Here is a 14,332-nt window from a genome sequence, read left to right as displayed (position 1 = left end):
GAAAAAGGGGAGTCAAGCTGATGCTTGACTCCCCTTTCGTATTCGGTGGCGGAGAGGGAGGGATTCGAACCCTCGAAGCCTTTCGACTTACACACTTTCCAGGCGTGCTCCTTCGACCACTCGGACACCTCTCCGCAATGTTGTTCTGTGGCGCTTGGCGCTGCCATGGGCAACAGAACGGCGCATATAGTATCGCCTAAGGTCTGAAATGGCAAGTCTTTTAGTGCCAGCGCTCGACGAAATCGTCGATGGCGTGCTCGGGTAGCGGCTTGTGGCGGCCACCTAACTGACCGAGGTAAATGAAGGCGACGACCTCGTCTTCTTCGCTCAACCTAAGCCCCTTACGTACGACCGGGTCGAAGGCGTATTTACCACTTCGCCACATGGCCCCGAGACCCAGCGCGTGTGCAGCTAACAAGATGCCGTGAGCGGCGCAGCCTGCCGAGATCACCTGCTCCATCTTGGGCACCTTGGGCAGGTCCGGCGTTACCTTGGCGATCACGGCAATGACCATAGGGGCACGCAGGGGCTTTTTACGTGCAGCATCGAGGGTGGCGTCGTCCGTATTGGGATCTTCTTGAAAATCGGCCTCGGCGAAAAGCTCACCCAAACGTTCGCGCCCTTCTCCCACGAATTCGATGAAGCGCCAAGGCCGCAGCTCTTTATGATCCGGCGCGCGCAGCGCGGCCTGATATAGGGTTTCCATCTGCTCGGCCGTGGGGGCAGGCTCGACCAGCTTGCCCATCGAACTGCGCTGGTGCAGCAGAGTAATTGCGTCCATGTAAGGCTCCATCGTTCGTCTAGGTGCGCTTTACTCTACCCCAGGCGGCAAAAAGCGTCACTGCCGAGCTAAGCGCAACGGGCTTGGCGGCGCCATACCCTCTGTCGCGCGCCAAGGGCTGATATCGAGCCCGCCACGGCGCACGTAGCGCGCCAGGACAAGAAGCGCTTCGGGTTTGGTGCGCTGCATCAGGTCGGTGAAGATGTGCTCGACGCAGTGCTCGTGAAAATCCTGGTGCTGACGAAAGCCAATGAGATAGCGCAGAAGCCCTTCGCGGTCGAGTTTCGGTCCTTTATAACGAATCAAAACGCTGCCCCAGTCTGGCTGGCCGGTGACCGGGCAGTTGGATTTGAGCAGATGCGAGTGCAGCGTTTCCTCTACCCACTCATCGCCTACTTTCAAGTGCTCTGCGCTGGGCGAGTAAGCGTCCACCGCGATATCGAGTTCATCCAGGCATTCACCCGGCATCGCAACAGGCGCCAGGGCGGCATCCTCGACGCCGAATAGCTCGACGCTAACTGGCGCACCGGCGGCCTCGGCCAAGTCCTGCTTTAGGCGCTCGATCACCTCGTCGCGGCTTTCAAAGCTGGTCTGATTAAAGCTATTGAGATAGAGCTTCCAGGACTTGGACTCGATCAGATTCGGCGAGCTCGCAGGTAGGCGAAAGCGCGCCACGGCTACCAGGGGCTTGCCACGAGCGTTGAGCCAGGAAATCTCGAAGGCGTGCCACTCGTCTTCGCCGACGAAAGGGAGCGCGTGTTCCTCGATACCCAGCGGTGCGCGATTGGCCGCCCGGGCAATAGGATAGAGCAGCGTAGCATCGTAGTGCTCGGGATAGGCCGACTCACGGCCCAAGGGCGCGTGCTTCAGGGTTTCGGGGCGATGGCTCATGGGCCTCTCCTCACAATCGTAACGACGAATCAGCGGTGTAGTAGCGACGCATCAATTAGGCATCAGCTACGGATGCCCTTACCACCTTCGAGCATCTTAAGCGCAATAATGAACAGCACGATGATGAAGGCTGCGATGGCCGCTAAGGCCCAGAGCACCGGGATATCGGAGACGCCGAGAAAGCCGTAGCGGAAGACGTTGACCATATACAAAATGGGGTTGAGCATCGACAGACTCTGCCAGATGGTCGGCAGCATCGAGATCGAGTAGAACACGCCTCCAAGATAGGTCAGCGGCGTCAGAATGAAGGTCGGCACGATAGAGATATCGTCGAATTTGTCCGCCAGCAGCGCGTTGATGAAGCCGCCAATCGAGAACAGCGCCGAGGTCAGCACCACCACCAACAGCGTCAAGAGCGGATGCTCTACGCTCAGGCGCGTGAAAAATAGCGACACCACGGTGACGATGGCGCCAACACCCAAGCCCCGCGCCATACCGCCCAGTACGAAACCGGAAAGAATCACCCAATTGGGCATCGGCGAGACCATCAGCTCCTCGACACTTCGTTGGAACTTGTTGGAGAAAAAGCTCGAGGCCACGTTGGAGTAGCTGTTGGTGATCACCGACATCATGATCAGCCCTGGCACGATGAAGTCCATGTAGCTAAAGCCATCCATCGCTCCAATGCGCGAGCCGATCAGGTTGCCGAAGATGATGAAGTACATCGCCATAGTGATCGACGGCGGCAAGAGCGTCTGCGGCCAGATGCGGGTAAAGCGCTTGATCTCCTTGTAGACCAGCGTCCAGAGTGCGACCAGGGTTTGCGTCGTATTCATGCGCGGGCCTCCTGAGTGCGCTCACTAACCATGGAGACGAACATCTCCTCCAGGCGATTGGCGCGGTTGCGCATCGAGACGACCTTGATACCCTGCTCGCTCAAAGCGTTGAACACCCGGTTCATCTCTTGACCGCGATGCACCACCAGCGAAAGCTGGGTTGGCTCAGCAAGCCCCACCTCGAAGCCTTCGACCACCGGCGCCTGGCTCAAGGGTGCGGCCACGTCGAGCAGGAAGGTTTCGGTATCGAGTTCGGCGAGAAGCTCACGGATGCTGGTATTACGCACGATCTCGCCATGATTGATGATGGCGATGTTACGGCACAGACTCTCCGCCTCTTCCAGATAGTGCGTAGTGAGGATGATGGTGGTGCCTTCGTCCTGGTTGATACGACGCAGGTACTCCCACATGCTGCGGCGAAGCTCGATATCCACGCCGGCAGTCGGCTCGTCGAGAATTAGGAGCTTTGGGCGGTGCATCAAGGCGCGGGCGATCATCAAACGACGCTTCATGCCGCCGGAGAGCATGCGCGCGCCGCCGTTACGTTTGTCCCACAAACCCAGTTCGGTGAGCAGTTGCTTGGCGCGCGGCAGCGCTTCGCTGCGCGGCATACCATAGTAGCCCGCCTGGGCCAGCACGATATCGATTACCTTCTCGAACTGGTTGAAGTTGAACTCCTGGGGCACCACGCCGAGCTGGTACTTGGCATTGGCGAAGTCACGGTCGATGTCGATACCGAAGATCGACACCTGCCCCGCTGTCTTCTGCACCAGCGAACAGACCACGCCGAGCGTGGTAGATTTACCCGCGCCATTGGGCCCGAGCAGCGCAAAGAAATCGCCCTGCTGAACATCGAGATCGATGCCCTTCAGGGCGTTGAAGCCGTTGCCATACACCTTGGTGAGGCCCCGGATAGACAATGCCGGTTCGGCCATGAACACCGTCCTGTTCAGTAAGCGTTTACGCGATAAAAAATTAGCAGGCCAACAAAATAGCCGCGCAAGGGAGTCGGATATCGGGGCACAGAACACCCTTTTCAACCCAGTAAACCAGTCAAGCGCGCCACGTGGACAACGGAAACGCCAAATCGCGGCACATGGCCGTGAGCGTCGAGTATCGAAATGAGGGGGCATTCTTGGAGCGGGAAAGGAGATTCGAACTCCCGACCCTCGCCTTGGCAAGGCGATGCTCTACCACTGAGCTATTCCCGCTTGAAAGAAGTGACGAGATGGCGTCCCATAGGGGGTTCGAACCCCTGTTCCCGCCGTGAAAGGGCGGTGTCCTAGACCACTAGACGAATGGGACGTATTGAGCTGTTGCTTTCTGGAGTGGGAAAGGCGATTCGACCGGGCTGGCGTTCCAGCTCACGACCCAAGGCACTTGGACCCAACGACCATTTTGGAGCGGGAAAGGAGATTCGAACTCCCGACCCTCGCCTTGGCAAGGCGATGCTCTACCACTGAGCTATTCCCGCACTGCAACCGCTGTTCTCGTTTACCGCACTGCGCATCGAAAGTGGCGTCCCATAGGGGGTTCGAACCCCTGTTCCCGCCGTGAAAGGGCGGTGTCCTAGACCACTAGACGAATGGGACGTATAAGCTATTGCTTTTTGGAGCGGGGAAGGCGATTCGACCGGGCTGGCGTTCCAGCTCACGACCCAAGGCACTTGGACCCAACTACCATTTTGGAGCGGGAAAGGAGATTCGAACTCCCGACCCTCGCCTTGGCAAGGCGATGCTCTACCACTGAGCTATTCCCGCATTCCGATGACGCACACCTTAACGAAGTGGCGTCCCATAGGGGGTTCGAACCCCTGTTCCCGCCGTGAAAGGGCGGTGTCCTAGACCACTAGACGAATGGGACGTAGATGCCTCGTCGAGGTGGCGCGTATATTACCCAGCAGGTATTTTTCTGTCAAGCACTCTGGCACAACCTCCTGGCTAATAAGTTGTTTACCAAGGCGCTTCTCTATATAAGTGCGCATAAGGAGCTGTTGGGCAATAGCGCTATTGGGGATTTACCCGCGCCTGACATACACTGAAACGCATACCACCGCGCGCGGTCATATCGATATAGCACCTTACATAGCACCTTACGTGGTATAGGCAGAACGCTTCTCCCTTCTTACCGCCCGACCAAGGAGGCGACCATGGCCAAGATCGAAAAAACTCCCGAGCAGTGGCGCGAGTCGCTCACGCCAGAGCAGTATCACGTCACTCGCGAAAAAGGTACGGAGCGCCCCTTTACCGGGGACTATCAGGTACGCGACGCGCAGGGCATCTACCACTGCGTATGCTGCCATGCGCCGCTGTTTGAGAACGAGCACAAGTTCGAAGCGGGCTGTGGCTGGCCGAGTTTTGATCGCCCGCTGGGACAAAAGCACGTCGAGGAGCATACCGATACCTCCCACGGCATGGTACGCACCGAGGTAGTGTGCTCTCACTGCGATGCCCACCTGGGCCACGTCTTTCCTGATGGACCCCCGCAAACGACAGGGCTGCGTTATTGCATCAACTCCGTTGCGTTGGAGTTTCACCCTGACGAGTAAGCGCAGCGGCTAAGCCTAAATGAGGCTTACGCGCAGTGCTCCTCATGGCGGACGGCCTTTCTGGTAGAATGGCCGTCCGCTTTTTTATGCATGCAGGAGATACCCATGCTCGGCTGGTTCCCCGGTCATATGAACAAGGCCCGCCGCCAGATCAAGGACGCGCTGCCGGAGATCGATGTCGTCATCGAGGTGCTCGACGCACGCCTGCCCTACTCTAGCGCCAACCCAATGCTCGCCGAGCTGACGCGCCACAAGCCGGTGCTGAAGATTCTTTCCCGCGCGGATCTGGCCGACCCCGAACGCACCGCTGAGTGGGTCGCCTTCTTCGATGCCCAGGAAGACATGCGCGCACTCGCCATCACCACCACCAATACCCGCGAGCTCAAACAAATTCCCAAGCTGTGCCATGAGCTGTCGGGTGCGGTTCGCGCCGACCGCGACGTGCGGGTGATGGTCATGGGCATTCCCAACGTGGGTAAATCGACGCTGATCAACGGTTTGGCTGGGCGTAAGATCGCCAAGACCGGCAACGAACCCGCCGTCACCAAGCGCCAGCAGAAGGTGCGCATCGACGGCCGCGTGGCCTTGATCGACACACCCGGCGTGCTGTGGCCCAAGATCGAAGACCAGGCCAGCGCCTACCGTCTGGCCGCGAGCGGCGCCATTCGCGATACCGCCATCGAATATAGCGATGTCGCCATCGTCGCCAGCGCCGAGCTCGCCAAACGCTATCCCGATGCACTCAAGGCACGCTACAAGCTCAAGGCGCTGCCTGCTTACGAGGCGCCGGTGAACGATCAGACCATCGACGCGGACGGCCCCGAGCGGCCGGACTTTCTCGCGCTGGCGGGCTTCGACGGCCACGCCATTCTCAAAGAGATCGCCGCAAAGCGGGGCGGGCTGCGCCCCGGCGGGGAAGTCGACTTGCACCGCGGCGCCGAAGTCCTGCTGCACGAGCTGCGCGATGGCAAGCTCGGCCGCGTTACGCTCGAAACCCCGGCCGACATTCCCGCGCCGCCCGTTGAAAACGACCAAGACAACCAAGCAAATTCAGACGCATAATGGCGTCTTGCGCGACAGCGCTCGAGGTTCTTTAGAAAAAGCATCTCGAGTGCTGCCGCCACCCCGGCCACGCACACCTTGGATACCCACCGCATGGACACCTTGCTGCCTAACGAGCCGCAGCCGCTGCGCAAATCGCACAAGCTGCACAACGTCTGCTACGACATTCGCGGCCCCGTTCTCGACCACGCCAAGCGCTTGGAAGAGGAAGGCCAGCGCATCCTCAAGCTGAACATCGGTAACCCTGCCCCCTTCGGCTTCGAGGCGCCTGAAGAAATCTTGCAGGACGTAATGCGTAACTTGCCGACCGCCCAAGGCTACTGCGACTCCAAGGGTCTCTATTCGGCGCGCAAGGCGATCATGCAGGAGTGTCAGCGCAAGGAGATTCCCGGCGTCGGTATCGAGGACATATACATCGGTAACGGCGTCTCTGAGCTGATCGTCATGTGTATGCAGGCGCTATTGAACGACGGCGACGAAGTGTTGATTCCCGCGCCGGACTACCCCCTCTGGACGGCTGCGGCACACCTTTCTGGTGGCAATGCCGTGCACTATCTATGCGATGAGCAGGCCGACTGGACGCCGGATTTAGCCGATATTCGCGACAAGATCACCAGCCGCACGCGCGCCATCGTGATCATCAACCCCAACAACCCGACCGGCGCCGTCTACCCGCCGGAGGTGGTGCGTGAGGTATTGGCGATTGCCCGCCAGCACAATCTAGTGGTGTTCTCCGACGAGATCTACGACAAGATTCTCTATGACGGGGTCGAGCATACCGCGACAGGGGCGCTGGCCGACGACGATCAGTTGGTAATCACCATGAACGGGCTGTCGAAGAGCTACCGCTGCGCTGGCTTTCGCTCGGGCTGGATGACTATCTCCGGCACGCTGGCCAAGCAGCGCGCCAAAGACTTCATCCAAGGGCTGACCATGCTCGCCTCCATGCGACTATGCGCCAACGTGCCCGCCCAGCATGCGATTCAAACGGCGCTTGGCGGCTACCAGTCGATCAATGATTTGATCCTGCCTGGCGGGCGGCTCTTGGCCCAGCGCGACGTTACCGTGGAAAAGCTAAGCGCCATTCCCGGCGTCTCTTGTGTAACGCCCAAGGGCGCGCTCTACGCTTTCCCGCGCCTCGACCCCAAGGTCTATAACATCAAGGACGACCAAAAACTGGTGCTCGATCTGCTTCTTCAGGAGAAGATCCTGCTGGTACAAGGCACCGCCTTCAATTGGCCCGAACCCGATCACGTGCGCATCGTTACGCTGCCCTGGGCGGATCAGCTAGGCGATGCCCTGGACCGCTTCGCCAACTTCTTGGCGCGTTACCGTCAGTGAACCCGAACGTGGCGAAACGACTCTAAGTAGGCGCCCCTGGCAGTGGGCCAACGTTATACCAACGTAATATCATCACTCTCTGGAGATACCGACCGATGATGAGAATTCTGCTCTTTCTGGCGACCAACCTGGCCGTGGTGCTCGTTGCCAGTATCACCCTGCAGCTACTTGGGGTAGATGGCTACCTGCGTGGCCAAGGCATCGATTTCACCGCACTGCTGCTGTTTTGCTTCATTATCGGCATGGCCGGGTCGATCATTTCGCTGTTCATGTCCAAGTGGTTGGCAAAACGCTCCACTGGCACGGTGATCATCGAAACGCCCTCCAACACCACGGAGAAGTGGCTGGTCGACACCGTGGCCGAGCTCTCCCGCGAAGCAGGCATCAAGATGCCCCAGGTGGGTATTTTCCCCGCCCAGCAGTCCAACGCTTTCGCCACCGGCTGGAACAAGAACGACGCGCTGGTGGCGGTTTCGGCGGGGCTTCTGAACCGTATGCGCCCGGAAGAGGTGCGCGCCGTCCTTGCCCACGAAATCGGGCACGTCGCCAATGGCGACATGGTGACCTTGGCGCTGATTCAGGGTGTGGTGAATACCTTCGTGATGTTCTTCGCCCGCGCCGTGGCGCATCTGGTCGACTCTTTCCTCAAAAGCCGCAGCGGCGGCGAGGGTGGCCTTGGCTTTCTGGGCTACTTCGTCGTGGTCATCGTCGCCGAGATCGTTTTTGGCTTGGTCGCTTCAGCCATCGTCGCCTGGTTCTCACGCTTTCGTGAATACCGCGCCGACGCCATGGGTGCGCGCCTAGCGGGCACCGGCGCCATGGTCAACGCCCTGGCCCGACTCAAGAGCGAAACTGAGCTGCCGGATCAGATGCCCGACACCCTGCGTGCCCTCGCCATCACCAAGGGCCAAACGCGCTCGATCACCGAGCGCCTATTTGCCAGCCACCCGCCGCTGGACGATCGGATTCGCGCCCTCAAGGAAGCGGCTTACCGTCAGTAAGCCCTAGCCGTTTGATTGTGTCCTACCAAGGCCCGCTTGCGGGCCTTGCTGCATTTTGGCATGACGAAAGGATCAGGCCAGCGTGACGCAAAAGCCTGCGGCGCGTAGCGGGCTGGCAAGCTCAGCGGCCTCTCCCACCAACGTTACTTCCAGCGTGGCGAACTCGCGGCGCAGCGGGTAGTGGGCTCGGCAATGATCGAAGCCTTTGCGAATACCTTGCATCAGCACCTCGCGGTGAAGGCTATCGTGGTCGCGACGGACGTCGTAGACCGCACGCATACACAGTCGCAAGGCGTCCTCTACCGGCAATGCATGGCTGAGCGTGAGTGCAGGCACCGCTGCGGGCGGGCAGAGCGCGGAAAAGCTGCCTTCGATGTCACGCCCAAGGTGTGCGGCTAGCGCCTGCTGGATCATCCAAGTGCCGCGCAGCTTGCCATCCAGGCTGTGCCCGGCGATATGTGGCGTGGCGAGCGCGACGAGATCACGCAGGCTCGCATCGATATCCGGCTCGTGCTCCCAAACGTCGAGCACTACGCTCAAATCGTTCTGCCCGGCCAAGCGATTGCGCAGCGCCAAACCATCGATGCAGTCACCGCGCCCCGCGTTGAGCAGCACGCTATGGGGCGCCAGCGCCGCGATGCGCTCGGCATCGAGCAGGTACTGGGTGCGGTGTGGGCCTTCACGCACCAGCGGGGCGTGAAAGCAGAGCACGTCACAGCGCTCGATCAGCGTATCAAGCTCAACAAAGCCGTCGCCCCCTTCGCGCTCGGCACGAGGCGGATCGCAGCACAGCACCTCGACACCCAGCGCGTTCAAGCGCGCGACCAAGCGCCCGCCGACGTTACCCACCCCCACTACGCCTACGCAGCGCTCACCCAGGCGCCAGCCACCGCGCTCGGCCAGCGTCAGCAGGCTCATGAGCACGTAATCCACCACCGCCTCGGCGTTGCAGCCGGGCGCGTTGGCCACGCTGATGCCGTGGGCATCGAGGTAGTCGAGATCGAGATGGTCGGTGCCGATGGTGCAGGTGCCGACGAAGTGTACGCTGCTACCCTCCAGGAGCGCAGCATCGACCGGCGTGATCGAGCGCACGATCAGGGCATCGGCGTTGCGCACCTGCTCGGCTCGCATGGCGCGCCCGGGCAGCCGTTCGATGGTGCCAAAGGCGCTAAAGCAGGCGTCCAGGGCGGGAATGGTGGCATCGGCAATTAGCTTCACGTTGGCTCCTTAGGGGTGTGGAAGAGCGCCACAGATAGGCGCAGGCGGCAATGCGCTTTACAATGTCGCCGCCGCGCCCAAGGGGTGACTCGTTCAAGGGAGATGTGTGTGATCGTACGCTGGGAAACCGACCATGACTATGTGCTGGTGCATATTCATCAGGACATGTTCGGCGACTGGATATTCAGCCGCGCCTGGGGGCAGATCGGCACGCAGTTCGGCGGTTTGAAGCACCAGCTAGCCGATAGCCGCGACCAGGCCGACATGTGGCTGGAAGACGAAGCCACCATTCAAAATTCGCGCGGCTTTCGCAAGGTGCTCGACGTGGCCGACGACAGCCCCGAAGGGCGCGAAGCGATGCGCCAGCTGTCGCTGCTCGATCAGCTTTGAGGGCGCGTCCTTCCTGAAAAGCTCAAAGCGTTCGTCTCAAGGCGCTTTCAAGTAACGCCGCCCCCGATGCACGGTAGGCGCGTTGGGGGCGCGCTTAGCGCCACGTTCAAGCGCCCAAACGCTTTGATCGAGCCAATTTCGCTGTGCCAGCCACGCCGCCAAACGCGGCGCCTCGAAGCCGCGTTCGAGCATCGCGCCAGCCTCGTCCATAAGGACCGGAATCCGCTCAGCATAGAGCGCGAGTAGCGAAGCGCTCGTGGCAATATCGATACGCTTCAGTGCCACCTCGGCATTGGCGAGACGTTCGAGGTTGGCCTCTAGCAGCGAACACAGGTGGCAACCCAGCGTGGTGTAGAGCGTCAGCCGAATCACGCTGCCCCACGTTTATGGCGCAGCACGAACACGTGATGCATGTTGCCGCGGCGCTGAAAGTCAGGGTCGAAGGTGCGCTCGGTGATCTCCTCAACGTCGAAACGCTCGACAAGTGCGGGGTCGAGGCTGAAGCGGCGCTGGTTGTTGGAGAAGATCAGCGTCCCTTCGGGAACAAGCCGCTTCATCGACAGTTCGATCAACCGCGGATGGTCACGCTGAATATCCAAGGTGTCGCGCATCTTCTTCGAGTTGGAGAAGGTGGGCGGGTCCATAAAGATCAAATCGAAGCTGGCCGTGGCGTTTTCGAGCCACTGGAAACAGTCGCCGCGCACGGTGCGATGGCGCGTTTCATCTAGCCCGTTGAGGCGGAAGTTGTCCTTGGCCCAGTCAAGATACGTGTTGGACATATCGACGCTGACGCTTTCGCTCGCGCCACCAAGCGCTGCCTGCACCGTTGCCGTGGCGGTGTAGCAGAACAGGTTGAGGAACCGCTTGCCCTGCGCCATGGCGAAAAGCTTACGGCGCACCGGACGGTGATCCAGAAATAGCCCCGTATCGAGGTAGTCGCGCAGATTGACCCAAAGCCGCGCTTGCCCTTCGCGCACCTCGAAACGCTCGCCGCTGCTGTCGCGCTTTTGGTACTGGGAGGCGCCCATTTGACGCTCGCGTCGCTTGATGTGAACGTGAGCAGGATTGACCTCCAACACCTCAGGCAGCACCGCCAACGCATCATAAAGGCGCTTTTGCGCCTGGGCGGCGTTGACCGAGCGCGGCGGCGCGTACTCCTGAACGTGCACCTGGGCGCCATAGACATCCACGGCGAAGGCGTATTCCGGCATGTCGGCGTCGTAGAGCCGGTAGCAGCTCTCGCCGCTCTGCTTGAGCCACTTCTTCAGTCGCTTACGGTTTTTGAGCAAACGGTTGGCAAACATCTGCGCGCCTTCGGAGCGCTCGACCGCCGCCGGTGCCGCCTGCGTTGGGCCATCGGCGCGCTCGTCGATGGCCATCAACAGCAGCTTGGCGTCCAGCGGGCCGTTTTTCAGCGCGTACTGTTTGTGCGCCCGCAGCCCCAAGCGGTGGCCCAGATCCGGGTTGCCGGTGAAAAGCGCCAGCGTCCAGCCGGGAAAATGCGCCTTGGCCTTCTCACCCAGAGTGGTGTAAAGCGCGACGAGCTCAGGCAGCTCGCCCAGGCGCTCGCCGTAGGGCGGATTGGTGATCAAAAGCCCTTTTTCGGCCTGGAGCGCTTCTGGGCGCGAAAGCGCCCCCAACCCCTGCCCATTCAGCGTAATCAACGCAGGAATGCCCGCGCGCATGGCATTGGCCTTGGCCGCCGAGAGCGCCGCCGGACTCTGATCGAAGCCGAACAGCTGGCACGTGCAGCGTTTGCGGCCAATCGATGCCCGCGCCTCGGCCTCACGGCGCAGCTCGCGCCAACACGCTTCGTCATGACCGGCCCAGCCATGAAAACCAAAGGTAGTACGGCTCAAGTTGGGCGCCTGGTCGGCCGCCATCATCGCCGCCTCGATCAGCAGCGTGCCCGAGCCGCACAGCGGATCGATGAGCGCCTCTCCCGCTTTGGCGCGACGCGGCCAGTCGGCACGCACTAGCAGCGCCGCGGCCAGGTTCTCTTTGAGGGGCGCGTGACCCACGTCGCGACGATAGCCCCGCCGGTGCAGGCTTTCGCCGGAAAGATCGACCCCAAGAGTGAGATTCGCCCGATGCAGATGAGCGTAAAGGCGCAGGTCCGGCGTCTTGGTATCCACGTTGGGCCGCGCCTGCCCTGCGAGTTGCAGCGCATCGACCACGCCATCTTTCACCGTTTGCGCGCCAAAGCGGGTGTGGCGAATGTGGTCACTCTTACCGTGAAAGTCCACCGCAAGGGTTTTACCCGGCGCTAGATGCTCACGCCATGGAAGCTGGGTGACAGCGTCACGCAGCTGCTCGGCGGTATCGATCAGAGGAGCGCGCGCCAGCACCAGCACGACCCGGTTGGCCAGGCGCGACCAGAGGCAGACGCGATAGGCAATCGCAAGGGTGGCGTCGAAGTAGACACCTGCCACCGTGGTTTTGCCGGGCGTGGCGCCCAGCGCGGTGAGCTCTTCGGCGAGCAGCCCTTCGATGCCCTTAGGGCAGGTGGCCAGCAGTGATAACGAGGCGGCTTGGGTCATGGCGATGTTGGCACGGTAAGTGTGCGTAATTCCTATATGTTGCAAATGAGTTTACGTCTGATGACAATTTTGGGGTCGACAGCAGCCCCCAGCATGGGCTAACAATAGAAGTGTAGCTACCGAAAACGCATGCGTTGCTTGTCAGGGTCTCTGACCCTACTGGTAAAAACAGCGCGCCTGCTGTCCGTTCCGCACGTGAGTGCCCGGCTTATGACAGGCATGCGCGATTCACTGGCGTCATATCGAAATCGGCCACGTTCGTTTGAACTCAACCCTATTTCGACGTGACTCGCTTCGACTCAAAGGCTTTCGTACTTCGCAAACGTACACAAGAGGTTAGCCAATGAAACGACAGAAACGTGATCGCTTCCAGCGGGCTTATGTACACGGCTATAAAGCCGGTGTTACGGGTCGCTCCCGTGACGACTGTCCTAGCCACGACATCAATTTACGCGAATACTGGATGAGCGGTTGGCGCGAAGGGCGCGGCGACCAATGGGACGGCATGATCGGCGTCTCGGGCATCCATAAAAATCCCATGGTCCTTTAGCCGCCCCTTCATCGGGTAGCGTTTCATTTTTACCGACGCCACTGGCGTCGTACCATCAAGCCCGCTGCGCGCGGGCTTTTTCGTATTCAGTCCTCAGCGTCTTAGCGCTCGGTTTGCTTACATCCATCTTTCAGCGCCCGAGCGCACTCGCCCACTAGCGCAGGGCCACGGTAGATCAGCCCCGAGTAGAGCTGCACTAAATCGGCCCCGGCTTTGATCTTGGCCTGCGCGGCTTCCCCACTATCGATGCCGCCCACGCCGATGATCGGAAGCGTCGGCAGGTGCTCGCGCAGCCCACGAATCACCGCGTTCGAGGCAGCGAAGACCGGACGGCCCGACAGCCCGCCTGCCTCATCGGCATGCGGGTGACCGGCTACGCTTTCCCGCGCCACCGTGGTGTTGGTGGCGATCACGCCGTCCAAGCGATTTCGCTCGATGCTCTGAGCCATCAGCGCGACTTCATCGGCGTCCATATCCGGGGCAATTTTGATCAGTAGCGGCACGCGGCGTCCGGCGGCATCATCCAAGGCAGTGGCGCGCTCGCGAATGGGGGCAAGCAGCGCATCCAGCTGTTCGCCGAACTGTAGCGTACGTAGCCCTGGCGTATTGGGCGACGAAACGTTGACCGTCACGTAGTCGGCGCAGCCATGTACCGCCTCGAGGCAGGTCAGGTAGTCGTCGAGGGCGCGCTCGACCGGCGTGGTCAGGTTCTTGCCAATGTTGATGCCCACGATGCCTTGGTAGTGGCGCGCCCTCACCCGCTCGACCAGATGCGCCACCCCTGCATTGTTGAAACCAAAGCGGTTGATGATGGCGCCATGCTCGGCCAAGCGAAAGAGTCGCGGCTTGGGATTGCCGGGCTGCGCCAGCGGCGTCACCGTGCCCACTTCGACGAAGGCAAAGCCGAGCGCCCCTAGCGCATCGAGGTGATCGGCGTTCTTGTCGAGACCGGCAGCCAGGCCCACACGGTTTTGAAAACGCAGCCCCATGAGTTCAACCGGGTCGCTCACCTTCGGGCCATAGAGCCGCCCCGCCCCGCCCGTGCGATGCAAAAGATCGAGCCCCTTGAGCGCCAGCCCGTGGGAAGTTTCAGGGTCCAGGCGAAACAGCAGTGAACGCGCCAAGGTGTACATCGTCTTCTCCGGCTGGCTGATCGATCTTCGATGAAGCGTCA

14 protein-coding genes and 7 tRNA genes are annotated in these 14,332 nt (G+C 60.8%); 6 read left to right on the top strand and 15 right to left on the bottom strand.

All coding sequences use genetic code 11. The features are described 5' to 3' along the window. Window positions 1–46: 46 nt before the first annotated feature. The 11 genes from LLY24_RS07060 to LLY24_RS07010 all read right to left on the bottom strand — a co-directional run bounded on the left by LLY24_RS07060 (window position 47) and on the right by LLY24_RS07010 (window position 4,371). Window positions 47–134, bottom strand: a tRNA-Ser gene (locus LLY24_RS07060). Window positions 135–220: 86 nt separating this feature from the next. Beyond that, window positions 221–781 carry a nitroreductase family protein gene (locus LLY24_RS07055; protein ID WP_259035581.1) on the bottom strand — a complete coding sequence of 187 codons (561 nt, stop codon included), beginning with the start codon at window positions 779–781 and terminating at the stop codon, window positions 221–223. 57 nt (window positions 782–838) lie between these two features. Next, complete coding sequence (gene queF, locus LLY24_RS07050; protein WP_259035580.1) at window positions 839–1,672, bottom strand: NADPH-dependent 7-cyano-7-deazaguanine reductase QueF; 834 nt, start codon at window positions 1,670–1,672, stop codon at window positions 839–841. A gap of 62 nt (window positions 1,673–1,734) precedes the next feature. Beyond that, window positions 1,735–2,508, bottom strand: a complete 774-nt coding sequence (locus LLY24_RS07045; RefSeq protein WP_259035579.1) for an ABC transporter permease — start codon at window positions 2,506–2,508, stop codon at window positions 1,735–1,737. Next, window positions 2,505–3,443 carry an ABC transporter ATP-binding protein gene (locus tag LLY24_RS07040; protein WP_259035578.1) on the bottom strand — a complete coding sequence of 313 codons (939 nt, stop codon included), beginning with the start codon at window positions 3,441–3,443 and terminating at the stop codon, window positions 2,505–2,507. Before LLY24_RS07040 ends, LLY24_RS07045 begins: the two co-directional genes overlap by 4 nt. A 201-nt stretch (window positions 3,444–3,644) precedes the next feature. Next, window positions 3,645–3,719, bottom strand: a tRNA-Gly gene (locus tag LLY24_RS07035). A gap of 18 nt (window positions 3,720–3,737) precedes the next feature. After that, window positions 3,738–3,813, bottom strand: a tRNA-Glu gene (locus LLY24_RS07030). A gap of 94 nt (window positions 3,814–3,907) precedes the next feature. Further along, a tRNA-Gly gene (locus tag LLY24_RS07025) sits at window positions 3,908–3,982 on the bottom strand. Window positions 3,983–4,024: 42 nt separating this feature from the next. Continuing rightward, window positions 4,025–4,100 (bottom strand) — tRNA-Glu (locus LLY24_RS07020). 93 nt (window positions 4,101–4,193) lie between these two features. After that, window positions 4,194–4,268, bottom strand: a tRNA-Gly gene (locus tag LLY24_RS07015). A gap of 27 nt (window positions 4,269–4,295) precedes the next feature. Then, window positions 4,296–4,371: transfer RNA gene (locus LLY24_RS07010), tRNA-Glu, on the bottom strand. A 286-nt stretch (window positions 4,372–4,657) separates the two neighbouring features. Here LLY24_RS07010 and msrB point away from each other — a divergent pair. From msrB to htpX, 4 genes are all read left to right on the top strand, one after another. Then, on the top strand, window positions 4,658–5,056 hold the full coding sequence (gene msrB / locus LLY24_RS07005; protein WP_259035577.1) for a peptide-methionine (R)-S-oxide reductase MsrB: 399 nt from the start codon (window positions 4,658–4,660) through the stop codon (window positions 5,054–5,056). 105 nt (window positions 5,057–5,161) lie between these two features. Next, window positions 5,162–6,118, top strand: coding sequence for a ribosome biogenesis GTPase YlqF (gene ylqF, locus LLY24_RS07000; RefSeq protein ID WP_259035576.1), 957 nt, complete (start codon window positions 5,162–5,164; stop codon window positions 6,116–6,118). A 93-nt stretch (window positions 6,119–6,211) separates the two neighbouring features. Beyond that, window positions 6,212–7,459: a pyridoxal phosphate-dependent aminotransferase gene (locus LLY24_RS06995; RefSeq protein WP_259035575.1), complete on the top strand. Its 1,248-nt coding sequence runs from the start codon at window positions 6,212–6,214 to the stop codon at window positions 7,457–7,459. Window positions 7,460–7,554: 95 nt separating this feature from the next. Continuing rightward, on the top strand, window positions 7,555–8,460 hold the full coding sequence (gene htpX, locus LLY24_RS06990) for a protease HtpX (protein WP_259035574.1): 906 nt from the start codon (window positions 7,555–7,557) through the stop codon (window positions 8,458–8,460). A gap of 72 nt (window positions 8,461–8,532) precedes the next feature. Here the strand turns inward: htpX and pdxB are convergent, their stop codons facing one another. Further along, window positions 8,533–9,678 (bottom strand): 4-phosphoerythronate dehydrogenase PdxB, encoded by a 1,146-nt coding sequence (pdxB, locus tag LLY24_RS06985; RefSeq protein ID WP_259035573.1) that lies wholly within the window; start codon window positions 9,676–9,678, stop codon window positions 8,533–8,535. Window positions 9,679–9,786: 108 nt separating this feature from the next. On the opposite strand from pdxB, the gene LLY24_RS06980 reads away from it, so the two are divergent. Then, window positions 9,787–10,068 carry a hypothetical protein gene (locus tag LLY24_RS06980; protein ID WP_259035572.1) on the top strand — a complete coding sequence of 94 codons (282 nt, stop codon included), beginning with the start codon at window positions 9,787–9,789 and terminating at the stop codon, window positions 10,066–10,068. A 36-nt stretch (window positions 10,069–10,104) separates the two neighbouring features. On the opposite strand, the gene LLY24_RS06975 is transcribed toward LLY24_RS06980, so the two are convergent. Both LLY24_RS06975 and rlmKL read right to left on the bottom strand, forming a co-directional pair. Continuing rightward, window positions 10,105–10,440: a glutaredoxin family protein gene (locus LLY24_RS06975; protein WP_259035571.1), complete on the bottom strand. Its 336-nt coding sequence runs from the start codon at window positions 10,438–10,440 to the stop codon at window positions 10,105–10,107. Continuing rightward, window positions 10,437–12,608 (bottom strand): bifunctional 23S rRNA (guanine(2069)-N(7))-methyltransferase RlmK/23S rRNA (guanine(2445)-N(2))-methyltransferase RlmL, encoded by a 2,172-nt coding sequence (rlmKL, locus tag LLY24_RS06970; protein ID WP_259035959.1) that lies wholly within the window; start codon window positions 12,606–12,608, stop codon window positions 10,437–10,439. Before rlmKL ends, LLY24_RS06975 begins: the two co-directional genes overlap by 4 nt. Window positions 12,609–12,951: 343 nt before the next feature. On the opposite strand from rlmKL, the gene rmf reads away from it, so the two are divergent. Beyond that, on the top strand, window positions 12,952–13,158 hold the full coding sequence (gene rmf, locus LLY24_RS06965) for a ribosome modulation factor (RefSeq protein ID WP_259035570.1): 207 nt from the start codon (window positions 12,952–12,954) through the stop codon (window positions 13,156–13,158). A gap of 101 nt (window positions 13,159–13,259) precedes the next feature. Here rmf and LLY24_RS06960 read toward each other — a convergent pair whose 3' ends face one another. Then, window positions 13,260–14,291, bottom strand: a complete 1,032-nt coding sequence (locus tag LLY24_RS06960) for a quinone-dependent dihydroorotate dehydrogenase (RefSeq protein ID WP_259035569.1) — start codon at window positions 14,289–14,291, stop codon at window positions 13,260–13,262. Between the last annotated feature and the right edge of the window lie 41 nt (window positions 14,292–14,332).

The organism is Halomonas dongshanensis (assembly GCF_024790395.1).
GTDB classification, from domain to species: Bacteria; Pseudomonadota; Gammaproteobacteria; order Pseudomonadales; family Halomonadaceae; genus Vreelandella; species Vreelandella dongshanensis.
This window is presented reverse-complemented; position numbering and strand designations above follow the sequence as displayed.

Coding starts and splice junctions, on each gene's coding strand:
- LLY24_RS07055 (WP_259035581.1), bottom strand. CDS start 781: ATGGACGCAATTACTCTGCTGCACCAGCGCAGTTCGATGGGCAAGCTG.
- queF (WP_259035580.1), bottom strand. CDS start 1,672: ATGAGCCATCGCCCCGAAACCCTGAAGCACGCGCCCTTGGGCCGTGAG.
- LLY24_RS07045 (WP_259035579.1), bottom strand. CDS start 2,508: ATGAATACGACGCAAACCCTGGTCGCACTCTGGACGCTGGTCTACAAG.
- LLY24_RS07040 (WP_259035578.1), bottom strand. CDS start 3,443: ATGGCCGAACCGGCATTGTCTATCCGGGGCCTCACCAAGGTGTATGGC.
- msrB (WP_259035577.1), top strand. CDS start 4,658: ATGGCCAAGATCGAAAAAACTCCCGAGCAGTGGCGCGAGTCGCTCACG.
- ylqF (WP_259035576.1), top strand. CDS start 5,162: ATGCTCGGCTGGTTCCCCGGTCATATGAACAAGGCCCGCCGCCAGATC.
- LLY24_RS06995 (WP_259035575.1), top strand. CDS start 6,212: ATGGACACCTTGCTGCCTAACGAGCCGCAGCCGCTGCGCAAATCGCAC.
- htpX (WP_259035574.1), top strand. CDS start 7,555: ATGATGAGAATTCTGCTCTTTCTGGCGACCAACCTGGCCGTGGTGCTC.
- rlmKL (WP_259035959.1), bottom strand. CDS start 12,608: ATGACCCAAGCCGCCTCGTTATCACTGCTGGCCACCTGCCCTAAGGGC.
- rmf (WP_259035570.1), top strand. CDS start 12,952: ATGAAACGACAGAAACGTGATCGCTTCCAGCGGGCTTATGTACACGGC.
- LLY24_RS06960 (WP_259035569.1), bottom strand. CDS start 14,291: ATGTACACCTTGGCGCGTTCACTGCTGTTTCGCCTGGACCCTGAAACT.